At 57.0% G+C, this 15,854-nt stretch carries 17 protein-coding genes and 3 pseudogenes; 6 read left to right on the top strand and 14 right to left on the bottom strand.

Features of this window, described 5'->3' with window-relative positions; translation table 11 throughout:
• Positions 1-858: 858 nt before the first annotated feature.
• Positions 859-1,278, top strand: a complete 420-nt coding sequence (locus AC1D17_RS07380) for a hypothetical protein (RefSeq protein ID WP_477564760.1) — start codon at positions 859-861, stop codon at positions 1,276-1,278.
• A gap of 251 nt (positions 1,279-1,529) precedes the next feature.
• Here AC1D17_RS07380 and AC1D17_RS07375 read toward each other — a convergent pair whose 3' ends face one another.
• Entirely contained in the window at positions 1,530-2,144 is a 615-nt protein-coding gene (locus AC1D17_RS07375; protein ID WP_264218522.1) for a J domain-containing protein, read from the bottom strand.
• A gap of 498 nt (positions 2,145-2,642) precedes the next feature.
• Between AC1D17_RS07375 and AC1D17_RS07370 the strand changes: the two genes are divergently transcribed.
• Positions 2,643-2,855 carry a cold-shock protein gene (locus AC1D17_RS07370; protein ID WP_037095903.1) on the top strand — a complete coding sequence of 71 codons (213 nt, stop codon included), beginning with the start codon at positions 2,643-2,645 and terminating at the stop codon, positions 2,853-2,855.
• A gap of 146 nt (positions 2,856-3,001) precedes the next feature.
• Here the strand turns inward: AC1D17_RS07370 and dusA are convergent, their stop codons facing one another.
• A complete protein-coding gene (dusA, locus tag AC1D17_RS07365; RefSeq protein ID WP_477564975.1) occupies positions 3,002-4,030 on the bottom strand; it encodes a tRNA dihydrouridine(20/20a) synthase DusA in 1,029 nt (342 codons plus the stop codon).
• Between the two features lie 170 nt (positions 4,031-4,200).
• Here dusA and AC1D17_RS07360 point away from each other — a divergent pair, with 170 nt between their 5' ends.
• The gene (locus tag AC1D17_RS07360) at positions 4,201-5,286 is read left to right on the top strand and encodes a tyrosine-type recombinase/integrase (protein WP_477564759.1); all 1,086 of its coding nucleotides are present in this window, start codon (positions 4,201-4,203) and stop codon (positions 5,284-5,286) included.
• 69 nt (positions 5,287-5,355) lie between these two features.
• Here AC1D17_RS07360 and AC1D17_RS07355 read toward each other — a convergent pair whose 3' ends face one another.
• Positions 5,356-7,170 (bottom strand): ATP-dependent nuclease, encoded by a 1,815-nt coding sequence (locus AC1D17_RS07355; protein ID WP_477564758.1) that lies wholly within the window; start codon positions 7,168-7,170, stop codon positions 5,356-5,358.
• A gap of 601 nt (positions 7,171-7,771) precedes the next feature.
• Here AC1D17_RS07355 and AC1D17_RS07350 point away from each other — a divergent pair.
• Positions 7,772-8,304: pseudogene (locus tag AC1D17_RS07350) on the top strand (DUF1003 domain-containing protein).
• A gap of 42 nt (positions 8,305-8,346) precedes the next feature.
• On the opposite strand, the pseudogene AC1D17_RS07345 reads toward AC1D17_RS07350, so the two are convergent.
• From AC1D17_RS07345 to AC1D17_RS07335, 3 genes and pseudogenes are all read right to left on the bottom strand, one after another.
• Positions 8,347-8,602 (bottom strand): annotated as a pseudogene (locus tag AC1D17_RS07345) (cyclase).
• A gap of 286 nt (positions 8,603-8,888) precedes the next feature.
• Complete coding sequence (locus AC1D17_RS07340; RefSeq protein WP_477564757.1) at positions 8,889-9,086, bottom strand: hypothetical protein; 198 nt, start codon at positions 9,084-9,086, stop codon at positions 8,889-8,891.
• Between the two features lie 73 nt (positions 9,087-9,159).
• Complete coding sequence (locus AC1D17_RS07335; protein WP_477564756.1) at positions 9,160-9,486, bottom strand: hypothetical protein; 327 nt, start codon at positions 9,484-9,486, stop codon at positions 9,160-9,162.
• Between the two features lie 80 nt (positions 9,487-9,566).
• Here AC1D17_RS07335 and AC1D17_RS07330 point away from each other — a divergent pair, with 80 nt between their 5' ends.
• A complete protein-coding gene (locus AC1D17_RS07330) occupies positions 9,567-9,917 on the top strand; it encodes a hypothetical protein (RefSeq protein ID WP_477564755.1) in 351 nt (116 codons plus the stop codon).
• Positions 9,918-10,038: 121 nt separating this feature from the next.
• Here AC1D17_RS07330 and AC1D17_RS07325 read toward each other — a convergent pair whose 3' ends face one another.
• Entirely contained in the window at positions 10,039-11,466 is a 1,428-nt protein-coding gene (locus AC1D17_RS07325; RefSeq protein WP_477564754.1) for a M10 family metallopeptidase C-terminal domain-containing protein, read from the bottom strand.
• A gap of 352 nt (positions 11,467-11,818) precedes the next feature.
• Here AC1D17_RS07325 and AC1D17_RS07320 point away from each other — a divergent pair, with 352 nt between their 5' ends.
• Positions 11,819-12,034 carry a hypothetical protein gene (locus tag AC1D17_RS07320; RefSeq protein ID WP_477564753.1) on the top strand — a complete coding sequence of 72 codons (216 nt, stop codon included), beginning with the start codon at positions 11,819-11,821 and terminating at the stop codon, positions 12,032-12,034.
• A gap of 486 nt (positions 12,035-12,520) precedes the next feature.
• Here AC1D17_RS07320 and AC1D17_RS07315 read toward each other — a convergent pair whose 3' ends face one another.
• The 7 genes and pseudogenes from AC1D17_RS07315 to AC1D17_RS07285 form a co-directional block, all read right to left on the bottom strand.
• Positions 12,521-12,850 carry a phage tail assembly chaperone gene (locus tag AC1D17_RS07315; protein ID WP_477564752.1) on the bottom strand — a complete coding sequence of 110 codons (330 nt, stop codon included), beginning with the start codon at positions 12,848-12,850 and terminating at the stop codon, positions 12,521-12,523.
• 20 nt (positions 12,851-12,870) lie between these two features.
• Positions 12,871-13,299, bottom strand: coding sequence for a hypothetical protein (locus AC1D17_RS07310; protein WP_477564751.1), 429 nt, complete (start codon positions 13,297-13,299; stop codon positions 12,871-12,873).
• A pseudogene (locus AC1D17_RS07305) lies at positions 13,299-13,496 on the bottom strand (hypothetical protein); the annotation flags it as partial. The pseudogene AC1D17_RS07305 and the gene AC1D17_RS07310, both read right to left, overlap by 1 nt.
• A 231-nt stretch (positions 13,497-13,727) precedes the next feature.
• The gene (locus AC1D17_RS07300) at positions 13,728-13,889 is read right to left on the bottom strand and encodes a hypothetical protein (RefSeq protein ID WP_477564750.1); all 162 of its coding nucleotides are present in this window, start codon (positions 13,887-13,889) and stop codon (positions 13,728-13,730) included.
• Between the two features lie 243 nt (positions 13,890-14,132).
• On the bottom strand, positions 14,133-14,495 hold the full coding sequence (locus AC1D17_RS07295; protein ID WP_477564749.1) for a hypothetical protein: 363 nt from the start codon (positions 14,493-14,495) through the stop codon (positions 14,133-14,135).
• A 567-nt stretch (positions 14,496-15,062) separates the two neighbouring features.
• Positions 15,063-15,557 (bottom strand): DnaT-like ssDNA-binding protein, encoded by a 495-nt coding sequence (locus AC1D17_RS07290; protein ID WP_477564748.1) that lies wholly within the window; start codon positions 15,555-15,557, stop codon positions 15,063-15,065.
• 54 nt (positions 15,558-15,611) lie between these two features.
• A partial coding sequence (locus AC1D17_RS07285) for a hypothetical protein (protein ID WP_477564747.1) occupies positions 15,612-15,854 on the bottom strand: 243 nt, incomplete at its 5' end.

Raw genomic sequence — 15,854 nt, 5'->3', positions numbered from 1 at the left:
GACCCAAAGCGAACGCCAATCTGTGCAAAGGCAGCACCGCGCCACAAACGGGAGTTTTTTCCAATCGCACGTCGCTAGACGGAGACAATACTGCCTACGGGTAGGGTAAGAGGTCCCCTCGCGCCCCCACAAGACCCGTTGGTGGAGTCCCGGATACCCACATTCCTTCGCCATTCCTGTGCCCGTCACAGGAATCCAGTGCGCCGTGTCCACCGCGCGCAGAACTCTTTTTCCCCMGAAGAGCTCTATCACCGCGTGGACGCCCGGTGGCCAGATCCCCGGCACGAGGCCGAGGAAGACGGAGGAGAGGACTGCGCCACGTCATGAACCGCGGCGGGGATGACAACCTGCCGCGAGGGGTGCGTAAACCCAACCTCTCCCCTTGCGGTAGATGACATAAAATCAACATCTTAACCAAAGGCTACGTGCTCAATCTCGTCGCCGCCCCCCTCCCCAGTTTCCCCCAAAATCCCCGCCCCCAAAACCCATGCCATACTTCTCCCGTTCCGCCACGGATACACTGCCAGCCGTGGCAGCGAGGCGGGGCCGGTGCCGGGTTTGAGGAAAGGACGGAAGTTCTCAATCCCGGGGCTCGTGCGAAAATTCCCCTCCGCAGGCTGATGCTGCTGCGGGCGTGCGATGCACAGAGGGCCGAAAGGCCGTAGCGGAATGCGTGCGCGGGCAAAAACCGCCGAACGGGGCGCTGGCAAGAGCCACTTTCCCACCACCCAACGAGGCTCTTGCGAGCGTCCCGTCCAAAGCCGGAAAGGCGGCGGACATGATTATGCGGCAAACCGCGGGCCAGCCGGTCGCGTGAAGGCGATGGCGCGCCCCTCAATCACCAGCCGGAGAGAAGCCATGACCCCGTCCGAGCGGCACCAGACAGCGCTGCGGCAGCGCACCATCGAGATGTTCGGCCTGCCGGGCGATCGCTGCGCCGATCCGGCCTGCCGGCGGCAGGGGCGCTGCCGCAGTTCCGCACCGCAAGGGCCGGACTGCCTGCACCATCTCGATCTCAGCGGCCGGACATTCTACGCGCGCTTGCTGGACCATTGCCAATGGGCCGACAACGACAAGATCCATTTCCTGACGCATTATATCCGCGCGGCCGATGATCCCTTCCTGATGATGGTCGGCGAGATCGTCCGCCGCACCCAGCCGCGTGGCCACTGGCTGCATGCGGCCCTGCCCACCTGGTACAGGATGACCACCGGCAAACCCGGGCGCGCGCCGGTCTCGCTGCGGGCGGCGGCGCAAGCCCCCGCCCGGCGGTACTAGCGGCGTGCACTGGCAGCATGGTCGATGCCTCCCCACCCTCCGTCATGTCAGCCCTTGTGGCGGGGATCCAGCCACGGCGCGTCCGCCCCGTGAGCCTGCCGGGTCGCTCAACGAGTCCTACGCGCCGTGGACACGGCGCACCGGATTCCTGTGACATCCCTCGGGTCAAGCCCGAGAACAGGCATGACGGAAGCTGGCGTTCCGACAGAGAAACAACGAGCGGCCGCATGACGCGCAGCCTTCAGCCCGCCCTACTCCGCCGCCTTCACCTCCGGCAGCAGCTCCCACTCGTAGGAATACCCCTCCAGCATCGTGTAGGCCTGCTCGATCGCCTCGATCTGCGCCTCGGCGCTGCGGATGGCGTCGGCGATCGATTGCGAGCGGGTGCGCAGCATCGAGCCGAGGATGTCGGCGGCGGGGCGGCGGCCGAGCCGGTCGATGTGCTGGCGCACCCGGGTGCGATGGCGCTCCAGTTCGAGGATGTGGAACCGGCTCTTGACGATGTCGTCGGACAGTTTGCGGCGCATGGCGGCGACCGGGTCGAAACTGCCGGGCTCGCGTTCGTCGAGGATGAAGTCGTTGACCAGCGTTTCCAGCTTCAGGATGCCCTGCAGGTCGCGCGGGTCGGCCAGCTGCGGGTCGTAGCCGGTATTGTCGTAGACCTTGCGGCGCACCGGATCCTTCAACAGGTCGTAGCAGGCCTGCAGCCGCCCAAAAGCCTCGGTATCGCCGCCGCTGTCGGGATGGGCGGTCTTTGCGGTCCGGCGCCAGGCCGCCTTGATCGCCTGCTCGTCGGCGCCGCGGTCAATTCCAAGCGTTTCATAGGGGTCGATCACCAAGCCACCTCGCAGTCCAGCATTCGTCATTCCGCTCCTGACCTAACCCGCCGTCCAACTCGCATCAACCCCGCAATCAGGCCCGAGGCGGCAACCGGCCGGCGGCCCCTTCTTCGGCCACCGCCGGGACCAAATTGGGGCGAGATCCGGGCGGCAGCCGGTTTTCCCCGGCGGGTTTCTTTCAGGCCGCAACGGCAGCCGGGCAAAAACCCGCCATACGGGCAATGGACCGTTGTGGTGCAATCCGCCACCGATACCGACATGCGGTTGAGTAAAAAGGATTAAACGCTTGCTATTTTCTTTTTTTGCTGCAAATATTTCGGCGTTCGGGCGTTTGCATCCCGGAGACTGGACTGGCTGTATGGTCTCGGAGTAATCCGGGCGTGCCCGAGAGGCACTGTAGACGTTCTTTCCCCGTTATCGACTTCTCCGACTGGCTTTCCGGTATGAAGACAAAAACCGGAAAGAAAAACGTCTCCACCCTGGCAGGGGTGAGGACACATCATTAAGGGAAAAAGGACTTCTCCCATGGCCACCAAGGGCACCGTAAAATTCTTCAACCAGGACAAGGGTTTTGGTTTCATCACGCCGGAAGGCGGCGCAAAGGACGTGTTCGTTCACATCTCCGCGCTGCAGGCCGCTGGTCTCCAGACGCTGAAGGACGGCCAGCAGGTCACCTTCGACACCGAGCCGGATCGCATGGGCAAGGGCCCGAAGGCCGTCAACATCCAGGCTGACTAAGCCTCGATTTGACAGCTTGCGACGACTTGAATCGAACGGCGTCCCTCGGGGCGCCGTTTTTTTTCTGGGGGGGGGCAGTAGAAATTGGCAAAATAGCCAATAGAATCAATCCATAATCCCTACTCCCTATTCCCTACTGCCAATTCCTACTCCGCCGCCTGCTTCGCCTCGGCTGCGGCAAAGATCGCGTCAAAGGCCGCCGCGATCACCTGCGGCCCGGCCCCTGCCCGCGTCGCATCGGCCGACAGGATCTGCCGGAACCGCCGCGCACCCGGCCAGCCCTGGAACAGCCCGACCATATGGCGGGTGACATGGATGAGGCGTCCGCCCGAAGCAATATGACCGGCCGCATAGGCCATCATCGCCTCGCGCACCCCGGCCCAGAACTCCAGCGACTGCCGGTGCCCATTGGCGGTAAAAGCCTCGCCGGCAAAATCGACGGCAGCCGCCCCCGTCACCGGATGTGAAAAATATCCGTCCACGGCGGTCAGCATGGCGCTATCATGATAGGCGGCACGCCCGAGCATGGCACCATCAAGCGCAGCCTCCTGATTCAGCTCTTCAACGGCCTGATTCAAACTGCCAAGACCGCCGTTGATGCCAATGAAAAGATTGGGGTTTTCCGCCTTGAGGCGATGAACCAGCCCGTAGTCCAGCGGCGGAATATCCCGGTTCTCCTTCGGCGACAACCCCTGCAGCCAGGCCTTTCGCGCATGCACCCAGACGGCATCGGTGCCGGCCAGCGCCACCCGCGACACCAGATCGCGCAGCGCCACCTCAGGGTCCTGGTCGTCGACGCCGATCCGGCACTTGACCGTCACAGGAATGGAGACTGCAGCCTTCATCGCCGCCACGCAGTCGGCGACAACCGCGGGCTCGCGCATCAGGCAGGCTCCGAATGTGCCCGACTGCACCCGGTCGGAAGGACAGCCGACATTCATGTTGATCTCGGCATAGCCGAACTCTTCGCCGATCCGCGCCGCTTGCGCCATCTTGCCCGGGTCATTGCCGCCAAGCTGCAACGCGACCGGCTGCTCAACCGCATCCAACCCCAGCAACCTGTCCCGGTCACCGCGCAGGATTGCTTCGCTGACGATCATCTCGGTGTAGAGCAGCGCATGTCTGGAAAGCTGCCGGGCAAGAAAACGGTAGTGCCGATCCGTCCAGTCGATCATCGGGGCAACGGCAAAAACAGGGGGGCGGAAGTACCCCTGTTTTACTGAGTTTTCGCTATTCGTTTTCAATTCGTTCACGTCTCGTTTTCTATCGTCTGCGCTCTTTTGATGTCGTTTCCTGCGTGCTATTGCTACGCCGTAGCACTGAGGGGAGGCTTGTAGCACTGGCCATGGGAACGATAACGGAGCGAAAGCGCGCAAATGGGTCGAAAGCTTATACTGCGCAAATCAGGATAAAGCGAGACGGCAAGATCCTGCATTCCGAGGCGCAGACTTTTGAGCGCCGGCCGGCGGCAAACGCATGGCTGAAGAAGCGCGAAACGGAACTCAGTGCACCAGGTGCATTGTCGAGCGGTAAAAACCCGAACATTACACTGGCGGACGTGATTGATCGATATGAGCGCGAAAGCCAAAAGTCCTACGGGAAGACGAAAAAACAGGTTCTGAAATCTATCAAGGATTTCCAGATTGCGTCCATGAAGTGCCGCGATATCGGGAGCGCTGATATCGTCGAATTCGCGCAGCAATTGAGTGTCGGTCGTCAGCCCCAAACCGTGGCCAACTACCTTTCGCACCTGTCGAGCGTGTTCGCTATCGCGCGACCGGCATGGGCTATCGAACTTAACTACACCGCCATGTTGGACGCGCAGAAAGTGCTGAAGCGCCTCGGCACGGCCGGACGATCGAAAGAGCGCGATCGGCGCCCAACAATCGACGAGATGGACACGATCATTGGTCACTACGAGGACCGCCAGATCCGCGTACCCGACGTCATCCCGATGTCGGCCATCATCCTGTTCGCCTTGTTCTCGACGCGACGCCAAGATGAAATTTGCCGGATTACCTGGTCAGACCTCGACGAAGCAAACAAACGCGTTCTCGTGCGCGATATGAAGAACCCCGGAGAGAAGGAAGGCAACCATGTGTGGTGCGACCTTGTCCCGGAAGCCTTGGCGGTGCTGCAGACCCTTCCCCGCAGCGACGACCGCATCTTTCCCTATGAGGCGAAGTCCGTCAGCGCTTCCTTCACACGTGCCTGCCCGCTTCTGGGGATCGAGGATCTCCATTTTCACGATCTTCGCCATGAARGCATATCGCGCCTTTTTGAGCTTGGCTGGTCGATCCCTCACGTCGCCACTGTGTCGGGCCATCGGTCATGGAGCTCGCTCAAGCGATATGCCCATTTGAAGCACCGTGATGGCGATAAATATGCAGGATGGGCTAGGATGCCAAAACTTCAACCATCAACCCCTTAGTTGGTGGGCGCGGGTTGCGACTTTGCTGATGAGTAGCGTTCCTGGTGCTACGAATGCAAGCGCAAGGGATTAGTTTTGGACTGAGTCTACCAGATTGCATACATAGTCGCAGAGTGGTCGGATCGTCTCCGGCCGGTGCCTTAGAACATGTTGAAGTAGATAAAGTGATTCATTCTTTTTGTTAAATGTCACGCGGGCCTCGGACAAATCGACACAAACTTGAGAAATGAGACGGGCAGCATCAACGCGGGCCTGCCAGGCTTCATCGGATATGTCACGTTGCCATTCCCGAACAAGTAACTCTCGCTGCCCAGCAAGCTCAATCAATTTTTCTTCGACGACACGTTCCGTCACTACGTTTTCAGAAGCGGGGTCCTTTTCGCAGATGAAGGCAGCGATGGCGGCAGGATCGATTAGATAGCATTCGAAGTGTCGTCGCGGCAAAAAGTACATTTGCTCTTGGGATTCCCTATGCATTTGTTCTTTTTCACCTTGCGTCAGCTGTTCACTGTCAAAACTAAAGGCAACAGATACGACTAGCGGCGTCGCCGCTGTACTTAAGCGCCTATAGATTTCGTAGACTAGGGTTCGATCTCGTCGTTTTGCCGCGAAATCACCGGTGGAAGCCACCGATGTGATCACAGTACCCTTAGGTAGGGCGTGCCCGACTACGTGTTGGTAAAGGAGGGGGAAACACAACTCTTCAGTTGRCCCCTCAACCCAAATTATACGATCCRCAGCGAACACGTCGGCCATCGCCACACCCAAATGCTCAGCAACCTCACGGAATTGTTCAACCTCTTGCAGGTTCAACCGGCTTACCGTAGATTCATATCCGGACCGCCGCACTAGGTGCAAAGTTTGAGGATTGCTAAAGCCAATCACTTCCGGCGCATGTGTCGAAATTATATATTGATGCTGCGGGTAATCCGTTTGCAGAATCCTTAGCAGTGCTTTGACGGCCGAGGGATGCAGAAAGCTGTTGATTTCATCAACAACTACAACGGCGTTTTCCACAGTCATGATCGCTGTCAGAAGAGCCAGAACTTGAGATACACCTGTTCCGCTATGATCMAAAGGGAAACTTAGTTCAACTCGCTCCATCGCTTCCGTTGGCCAAACTCTAACCTCTATGAGGTTCGCATTGTCTGGCTTGGGGCGCACACTTAAGTTGCCAACAGTGGAGAATATTTCCCGGACGTGTTCAATGAGCTTTCGGAATCTGTCACCTCTATCTCCGATGAGAGTGTGAAGCACTGATGGGAGATTGTTGGCATTAGGCGAAAGGCGAGGAGCGTGACCATGGCTGCACTCTCCGATGGTCATCCTTTCAGCCGTAAAGTAAAACATCCTAGCCTTCCAGACATCGGTCAGCAATGCACCTATGCTGTCGTCACCCCGGAACTGTTGATGCTCGGCTAACTCGCCCTCCAGGGGAGTGAAACTCACGCAGACGTGATTGTTGGGAGGGAGTTGGAACAGTCCATGGCCGGGATATAATGTGGTAAAAATCGAACTGTGGGGTCCATTGGTTGCGGCTATGATGAGCTGAGGAATTTCAAGAAATCGACGACCAAACTGGACAGTATCTGTGTTCGGAGGGGCCGGGATGTATGAAACATCTCGTTGAAGCATCGCTACCGACATTTCCTGGCCGCTAACTTCAACTGACAGCCTCACTTCCGGAGAGGGCAACCTAAAATCTTCCCACCTTTCAGGCGTGCGATGACGATCATTCGTTAGTGGTTGTAGCAGAGCCCGGAGCAACGCGCTCTTTCCGGCATTGTTTTGGCCAACAATCAGATTAATGCCATCAGAAAACTCTATCTCGCCAGAGTCGGAGAAGGATCGAAAGCCAAGTATTTGGGCTTTTACGAGTTTCATTGCGCTCTCCCCGTGATGGAATGTGACTGGCTCAAACATCCCGAATCGATCTCGCAGTCGATGCCGACATATACCCTTTTCGGTTGATCTTCGTAAGATTGTACGCAATTCAAGGTGCCCCGTGCCGGACTGCAGAAAGTGAACCTTTCCGGCACCTCGGCGACTTTCTGGACATATCCACATCGTCGGTAATCATTATGCTTTTCGAAAATGTTCCAGCCGCTATCTCTGCCTGGTACCGACTACCGGGCCGAATACTAATGGCAGCGCACTCAGCTGTACGAGAACGCATGGAAAAGCTGACTGTGTGACTGCAAACTGAAAGAGGCTGGGGCAGCTTTGCGCCAATTGCGGTCATTTGACCTCAGCGCTGTAGGTGGCTTTTTCTTCCCTCAAATGGGACGCATCGACCCAGGGAGACGACTAAAAACTGGCAAGCCGGTATGAAGGCTACACGCGGTGTTGCGAGTCAAATCGAACACCTTGTAGGTCGCCTCTCTTTTTCCTTGCCCGCACGTCAGCGCCCGCCCTAATAGCGATCTAACAAACTCCTCACAACGCGTTTAGAATCTAACGCCCACGCAATGGGATGGAGGAGCCAATGCCCAAAGAAATAGAAAACAACAGCGACGCCGCGGGGGAAATTGCCGATGGTGCGAGCCGCTATCTTGGAAGACCTGTTGAGCTGTTAACAGATCGGGAACGCGCAGTGCTTCGCCGCCACGTTGCCCGGCGTGCGATAACGCGGGACTCGAACCGCACTTTCGAAGAGACGTTGACTTTCGGTCAACGTCTGGCGGACAAGGTCGCCGAGTTCGGCGGCTCGTGGGCCTTCATCATGTTTTTTGCGCTGCTGCTGGCGCTCTGGGTGGCATCGAACCAATTTGCAACAGCGCATGCGTTCGACCCTTATCCCTTCATTTTTCTCAATCTTATCCTTTCGATGCTCGCAGCCGTTCAGGCACCCGTGATCATGATGAGTCAAATGAGGTCAATCTAAAGGCGGAGATTGAGATCATGGCGCTACACGACAAGCTGGATCAAATGCGCACCACTGAACTGAAGTCTCTCGTTGAAAAACAGCAGCAACAAATCGATTTGCTGACCGCACTTCTCCTGGAACGGAACAAATAGGCCGATCGGTACCACCCTTCCAGCGGTATTGTGGACAACCGCTTACGGCCAGAAGCAGCGAGCCGAGCTTGCGTTCAGTCTTCCTGTGCGCATCGCCGACTTCAGCTCTTCCAACTTGCCGAAGGCTTGAGCTGCTTCAAGTGGCAAACTCATGAGTGACGATAACGTCATTGGGATTGTCGGCGACTTAATACTCCGCCGTAACGCCATTTGCCTTTTGCACTGGCGCAAACGCGTCGTAGACCCTGCGCCAAGTCGCGTAGTCCGAAACCTCGTGCCTTACGAACAATGTCGTCATGTCATCTTCCCACTTTGCACCCAGACGTTTCGTTGGGACGTATTTCGCGCCGGCGGAAATACCTGCGAACTGCGTGTCTGTTCGCGGTTCGGGCCAAAAGCGGTCGCCAGCCTACTTCCGGGCAGACATTAGCTCTCGGAGCCATGTGTGGACGGCTCCGGGTTGGCAAGTCTCGGCTGAAAGCTTCGCTATCATCTGGCGCTGCTATGGGTATCGCGGCAGCTTCAGGCACTAAAAAACCCGGCTGGTGAGGCCGGGTTCTCGACGTAACCGGGACTACATCCCGCTAGTGCGTGGTGCTGTTGATGAGTGCGTCGATGAGTTTGATCTGCGAGCGATTGCCGCGCTTATATTCGTTGATCAAAATCTTTGCTTCTGCAGTCGCGTCCTTGCGAAGAATGCGATGCTGAGTACACCAAGCGTCAAGAACCGTCTGGAGCAAATCGAGGTCTTTTGGGGGTATTGCGATATCGGATATATGCATCATTTTCCTCCCAAGGATTGACATCTTTTTTTTGTGAGAAGCCGCCTCCTCGCGACCTCCCGCACATGCATCCTTAGCCTAAAGTAGCAGGGGCACAAGATGAAAATGTGACCGTGTGCGTGAGGTACGTGCCCGTTTTCGAGAGTTCGGAAGCAATGCATATTTTAGCGGCAAAACTGGGAAACGGTACCTCCGTTCGCCCGATCTTGGCCGCATCGTTCTCGCGATCATTTTCCTCGCCGTCGGCCTGGCGCTGATGGCGTTCATCGGGCCGATTCTCGGTTTGATCGGTTGACCGCCCAGTCCCGTCACCAGCATGTCCCAATTCTTGTTTGCCAGCCAAAACCATGGGTTGCGGTTGAGTTTTTATTTCCTTGCTAATGGTCACAGTCAGGCGCAAGGTCGCGCCTTCGGCAGCCTATTATGCAGGCGCTGCCGCTTGAGGGTTATCGTGCCCTAGCCTCAACAAAGGAGGACGTCATGTCTTCCATCCAGCAAAAATTCGTAAAATCCCAGAAGCTGAGAACAATTCACCGCGCCCTTCCAAGTCCGGACGTGCTACACCCTTCTACGGAGCCAGATATTGACCACTGTTCCGATCTGGCGGTCTTCCTATCCAATCGCTTTCGACCTGGCATCAGGGTTGAAAATATCGTTGTTGGCGACTGGGAAGGTAGCGATGATCCATCCAAGAACGAACAGCGCTCTTTTGGCTTCCGCCGTGCGGGAATTGCCGTATACAAATGGTGCGGCGACCCGGATGCGACGGATGCGGCCTTACAAACTCAACTAGTCACATCTTCAATCGAGGATGGAGCTGGACATGTTTAGACCCGCCCTGCCAACCGCCCATACTGTCACACTTTTCTTCATTGAGGCGTCCATGGTGATGTCGCTGATAGTTGTAACCGTCGTCACAGTTATCTAGCACCTCCAGTTCGCTCGGTAGCTACTACAGCAGGAAATAGCCTGGCAGCAGTGTTACTGCATCGTCCAGACGGATGGCAAAATCCGCCGTCTTGTCGCCGTTGACGTCTCCATAGATGTAGGTGTCGGAGACATCTTTGGTGTAGCGCAGTTCACCGGCAACTCCGTGAAACGCAGCTGTCCCGATAAAGCTGAACGCCTGGTTGCCGGCCACGGTCGTCTTGGCATCGATCGACCGCAGATCGATATCATCGCTTGCGGTAAAGTCGAATATCGTGTCGCGCCCACCAACAGCGACGGTTGAATCCTTGGTCGCGTTAAAGATGAAGATATCCGCGCCCGCGCCGCCATAAAGGCTATCGGCGCCTGCAAGGCCGGTGAGCTTGTCGTTGCCCGCACCACCGTTCAAAACGTTGTTGGGCAGATACGTTTGATTATTGCCGGATCCGACAAGGACATCTGCACCGGACCCGCCGGTCAATTTTTCAAAGCCTGTGAGCAAAAAATAGCCCTTGCTCATATCCGTGAGATCAYGCGAATCGAGGGAAACTCTGAGATTTTCGGTGAATTTTGCAAAACTGACGGTATCAACACCGGCGGCTCCATCAACAATGGCGAGATAGTCAATGTTCGCCAAAGGCGTCAGATTGACGACATCATTCCCACTACCGGTAAATACGTTTATGGCGCCACCGCTTCCCAGGTTCACGGTGTCGGATCCGCCATAAACAAAGATCGATACCACCTCACCCGAGGACGTGGTGATGATGTTGTTTCCGGAACCCGCGCCGATCGATTCCGCACCGCCACTGCCGATCGAAACCGTATCGTTCCCGGAGTAGGCAACAAAGCTGTTTACATATCCCGCCCCGGTTGTCAGGTGATTGTTGCCGCCGCCAAGATTGACCGTCTCAATCTCGCCGCCCGAGCTAACGACAGTGTCGGCACCGCTGGTTCCGACAATTGCGCCAACATATCCGGTTGAGATCGAGACTGTATTTGTACCATCACCAACGTTCAAATAGTCGATGCTGCTGCCATTCACCGTCACGTTGTCGTTGCCACCATAGAGGCTAATGGTGCCAAAATAGTCCGAAGACAACGTGAGCTTCTCAATACCACTGCCGCCCTCTATCGCGCCGACATTGGTGTTTAACAACGTTACGACATGGCCTGAGGGCGACCCTAAAAAGAGGTGCTGAATGTACCGGTCGATCCCTGTTGCTGTGTCGGTGATCACCGCTTTCGCGTTGCCAACGAATCTTAAGGTTCCTATCCCCCACGAACTGCCTTCGAATTTTATGGTGGCGGTGCGAACGGCAGCGGCCGGATCTGCATAAATATCGACCGCCAGCAGGAAGCCATTGTTTGCCCAGTTATACTGGTCGCCTCCGATGACAAATGGAGTCGTACCGTTAAAAACAAGATTGACATTGCTACTTATGGTCGACATTGGAGCCCCCCGCGTCAACTAAGCTTAAATTAGCAATATCTCATTTAAAGTTGAAACTCGCAAGTTTCGAAATTTATGGGGGTGATCTGGCCTCCGCCTAGCACCGGAAAGGCGGAAATAGCGCCGCCAGTCCGCGTCGCTTCAATCTTCTCAATACCTCGAACGATTTCTGGACGGTTCCGGATYTTCAGCGATCATTATGTTTTTTTCAAAGGTGTCCAGGCTTCACGACGCTGTCTTGACTCTCGCCTCATTCGGAACATAATAAGAACGTTCACGGCGAATGCGGACGCCAATCTGAAAATCTATGCACGTTTGATCCATTGCTGGGCCGCAATGGAAAGGAGAAACCATGTCTACGATCAGCGCCGCCGCGTATGACATTCAATATTCCGGCCCGGTTGATGAGATTACCGCCGCCCTCGCCTTTCACGGCGGCGACGTTCGCGCCACCATCGGAACGCTGCTGGCAGACATCAGGCACCTGCGAGAACAGCTTGCCATTACCCAGATCGGGATGAGTATCGGCTTCACCCGTGGCTGGACGCCGAGCTATGACCGGGACTGACCGCCATGCGACACGACAGGAGCATAGAGCTGGCGCCGAGCAGCAGCACTCACTTCGACTACGAAACGCTAAGTGCCTTGCCGGAATGGTACGTCTTGATTGCGCGTTGCCAGGCGTGTGGGCACCAAATGCAGCTGGATCGCAGAGAGATCGGTCGCCGTTTCGGCAAGAACGTCGAACTATCGTCCCTGTCCGTGCGCTTGCGCTGCCGGCCCCCATGCGGCAACCGTATCCCGCGCCGATGTTCAGGGCGCGATTGATCCGAGCCGCAAGGTTTTCAGTATCATTGGCGACCTGGCGTAGCTTCTGATTGATCTGAGCGCCCGCGCCGCTGATCTTGGTAATCGCGCGGTTGGCGCTCTCACCCATGCTATCGACGGCCTTTTCTGTCCGCTGGGCAGCAGAAACCAGCGTGCCAAGATCAGAAGCGGCCTTGCTGGCCGGTGAGCTGTCGATGGCAAAGCCAAGCGATGCAACGGTCATAGGTTACTTCCTTTTGGCGGGGAAAAGTGCGTCGAAGAGGTTTGCACTCAAAGGGCGGGATGAAACTTCAGCCTGTTCTGGCTGGTCCTCGTCGCCCTTCTTTTCGAAGTACAAGCGCATACGAGTGGTATCGAGCCGATCGATCGCGTCGAGGTGCCAAGGCAGCGGGTGGATTTTCCGCTGCCTCATCCACGATTCGATTTGCGATGGCTGTAAAGGGTTGATGCCGTAACCGGTGCCCTCTCGGGTCCGGTCCAGCCGCCAAAACCAGTCCCATACGTGCCGCCCCGCTACCGGGACGCGCGGTTTCTTGCCGGTAAGCCGATCACGCAAAGCCCTGTCGAGCTTGTTGATCAGCTTTTGATAAAAGAACTCCGGCGTTCAGCCTTGAACTCCACTTGGCCCTTGATGATGGGGTATTTGGTGTAAAGGCGCTTTGCGTTCTCTTCCGAGAACTTCAGCTCCTCACCATCGACGCGCGGTGGCTTATTCCAGCCCTTGGTGAGCTTGGACAGGTACACGATCGACCGGCGGCGCTGGCCGGTTGCCGTGTCCTCTTCGAGGCTACCGTCTTTGGCGGCCTCGGCTTCTTCTTCCTTCTGCATTTCCTTCAAGGCCCGCTCTGCTGCGGCGCTGTCAGGTCCGTAGACGGTGATGATGAGGCCGAGAGGCTTGTTGTCCGGCCCTACGATGTGGACCTCCAAGCCCTCTTCCTGAAGCTGGAGGTTCTCGTCCAGCAGCGTCAGGTCGATGAAGTCGTGTTCCGTTTTCTGATTGGCCATTATGCACCTGTCGGGGCCACGGTGATGACCGGGCTATTGATTTCGATGTTGCCGGAAAGCAGTCGTGCCGTGTTGGCGCCGCCGCCGTTCTCCTGCGCGGTCATGACGATCCCGTAGAAGTACTTCGTGGTGCCGGCCGGGACAGACATGGCGGTATGGACACCAGACTGTGTGCCACTGGTGACGATAGGCGCGCCGCGCGCGCCGTCCGCACTCACGATCGGCAATCAGCTGCATAAGTCCCCACCGACGGACTTTATCGGCCGTCATCACTGTCGGGATGATCAGTTCCGGGCCGATTTCACCGACGAGGTAACGCTTGGGTTTTGGATAGCCACCAGTCGCAAGCACAGGCCGCGCCAAAGCAATAGGCGCTACAGCTGCCGCGATTGGAGCCGCGACCAGAGCCCGGAGAAAACCGCGCCGGTTCATTCCGTCACCTGCTCTTTGCCCTTCTTCGGCGCCGGGGCTTCTTCCTTGACCTCGACAGCCAGACCGATGGCGATCAGCGACTTGGCCTCAGTCGTTGGGAACGTGTCGGACGCGCCGACCTCGTATTTTTTATAGGCCTTCATGAAGGTGATCTTCATTGGAGTTAAACCCTTCAATTGTTGTATCAATTCCGTTTCAGGAACTCAAATGACGCGGTTGCGACCATTGATTATCCGAGACGTGCCCTATCGTAGCCTCGAACGGCTGTCCGAATGCCTCAAAGGCCATGGCGGCACCTATATGATCAGACCCGGCAGTTCTGGTGGGCCAACGGTCGATGCTGTGTGCAGCTTCCCATCGGGGGATCAGAAGATGCTTTTCAAGCTGGAATGGACAGCGGACTAACCCGCAATCCGTCCTTGGCAGACGAAAACCACACTGGTAACGCCGTCGAAAATGTATGGATCGATGTTCACGAATTGGTAGCCCTTGCCGCCGACCGTCGCGATGTCGTCAACCTGGGGCACGATGGAAAGCCCAACGGCTGAAATGTAAATCTGCACGTCGCCGGTCTTGATCACGGTCCCGTCGATATTCCGGGCATCGTATGCCATCGGTACCAGCGTGGCCGGATACGCGGTTTCCACCGGATCGCCGCCGTTTACCGGATCGGGTGGCAAATGGCGCGTCACGGTGCCCGTCTGGCCGAATTTCGATATCAGGTGGGCCGCAGTCGCCTGCAGACGGTTGTAAATATTCACCATGCGAACGCACCTTTATTTAACGATCCCCTCAGTAAGGAACAGCGCCAACATGGGGATTGYAATGAGAGAAGTTATTCGCCTGACGCGCATAAGCAGCGTTCCTGTACTCGTGGTCATATGTGCGTTGCTTTATGGTTGCGCGTTCCTCGTACAACGGTCCACGGGCATCTTGATGATACCCCGAATGCTCGCGCTTTCGGATACCGCCCAGTTGTATTTGCTAGCCGCAGCCTTGTGCCTCATATTGGCGATCAGCCTCGCGCTGCCGTTCGAATTCGTTAGCAATCTCGCGAGGACGGTGGCAACGGTTACCATTGATACGTTGTGGTTCACGTCGTCCGCCCTACTTGTTGCAGCGAGCTATGTTGCCGCAGTGGAAAGCAGACCAGACGTCCTGGGCCAATTAATTCCCATCGTTCTTGTAGCGTTTGTGGGCATCTTGGTTGGAGGGTGGATTTGGTCGGATCTCCTCAAAGCTAAGCCCGGTTTGCTTGCACGAGTTGTCTTGATGATAGTGCTAATCGCCTTCGCGATCGGGTTCGTATATGAGTTACCCTTGCCGCGGGACTAGACTACTAGAATGCCCGGCAGGATCGGGATGAGGAACGGCCACAGCAACCCTTCGATCGTCGTCACAACCGGAGTGGCCATCGCTACCATATCGGCGACGCTCGTAGTCGACGAGGCCGCATACTCGACCTCAAGCTGCCCGATTTTCTCCCGCTTCACTGTTGCGGATCCTGTGACCACCGGTGACAGGCTGCCGGGATTGGTCAATTCGAGGAATGCCGCCTCATAGCTGGCGTTGACGATGGCGACCGGGATTTCCCCGTTCGGGATAGCCTCGCCATAGTAGGTGGACGCCCCTGTCCTGCCCCATGCCCTCTCCTGCGAATAACCGCCGGTTCGGTTGCCGGAGAAAAACCGCTCATACCGATCGATCACCAGAGAGCCGCGTTGACGCGCTGCGTCCTTCTGGGGATCGGTAGTGCCTTCGGGGAACTCATAGCCGGCTGCGGCCGCATAGGTCGTGAACTCCGCAGTGGTACCATATCCAGCCATGTCATTCTCCGATGAAGTGGAAGGCCCGGCAGTTGCCCGCCGGGCCTGTTGTCGTCAGGAACCGAGCTTCGCGTCGATCAGCTCTTTCAGCTTCTCGGTGCTGATGTTCTTCGGATATTCCAGCCCGAGTTCGGCCGCTTGCTTCTTCAGGTCGTCGCGCTCCGACACCTTCGGATCTTCGTCCTCACCGGTGACGATGAGATGTTCGGCTTTGATCCAAGCGACCACAACGGGATGATCCTTGATGGTATCCCAATCGGCCTGCTCGACGTCGAGCGCGGACTTGCCGGCAATAAC

It is taken from the genome of Pararhizobium sp. P1_E7 (assembly GCF_056405855.1).
This window is presented reverse-complemented; position numbering and strand designations above follow the sequence as displayed.

Coding starts and splice junctions, on each gene's coding strand:
- AC1D17_RS07380 (WP_477564760.1), top strand. CDS start 859: ATGACCCCGTCCGAGCGGCACCAGACAGCGCTGCGGCAGCGCACCATC.
- AC1D17_RS07375 (WP_264218522.1), bottom strand. CDS start 2,144: ATGACGAATGCTGGACTGCGAGGTGGCTTGGTGATCGACCCCTATGAA.
- AC1D17_RS07370 (WP_037095903.1), top strand. CDS start 2,643: ATGGCCACCAAGGGCACCGTAAAATTCTTCAACCAGGACAAGGGTTTT.
- dusA (WP_477564975.1), bottom strand. CDS start 4,030: ATGATCGACTGGACGGATCGGCACTACCGTTTTCTTGCCCGGCAGCTT.
- AC1D17_RS07340 (WP_477564757.1), bottom strand. CDS start 9,086: ATGCATATATCCGATATCGCAATACCCCCAAAAGACCTCGATTTGCTC.
- AC1D17_RS07330 (WP_477564755.1), top strand. CDS start 9,567: ATGTCTTCCATCCAGCAAAAATTCGTAAAATCCCAGAAGCTGAGAACA.
- AC1D17_RS07320 (WP_477564753.1), top strand. CDS start 11,819: ATGTCTACGATCAGCGCCGCCGCGTATGACATTCAATATTCCGGCCCG.
- AC1D17_RS07310 (WP_477564751.1), bottom strand. CDS start 13,299: ATGGCCAATCAGAAAACGGAACACGACTTCATCGACCTGACGCTGCTG.
- AC1D17_RS07300 (WP_477564750.1), bottom strand. CDS start 13,889: ATGAAGATCACCTTCATGAAGGCCTATAAAAAATACGAGGTCGGCGCG.
- AC1D17_RS07295 (WP_477564749.1), bottom strand. CDS start 14,495: ATGGTGAATATTTACAACCGTCTGCAGGCGACTGCGGCCCACCTGATA.
- AC1D17_RS07290 (WP_477564748.1), bottom strand. CDS start 15,557: ATGGCTGGATATGGTACCACTGCGGAGTTCACGACCTATGCGGCCGCA.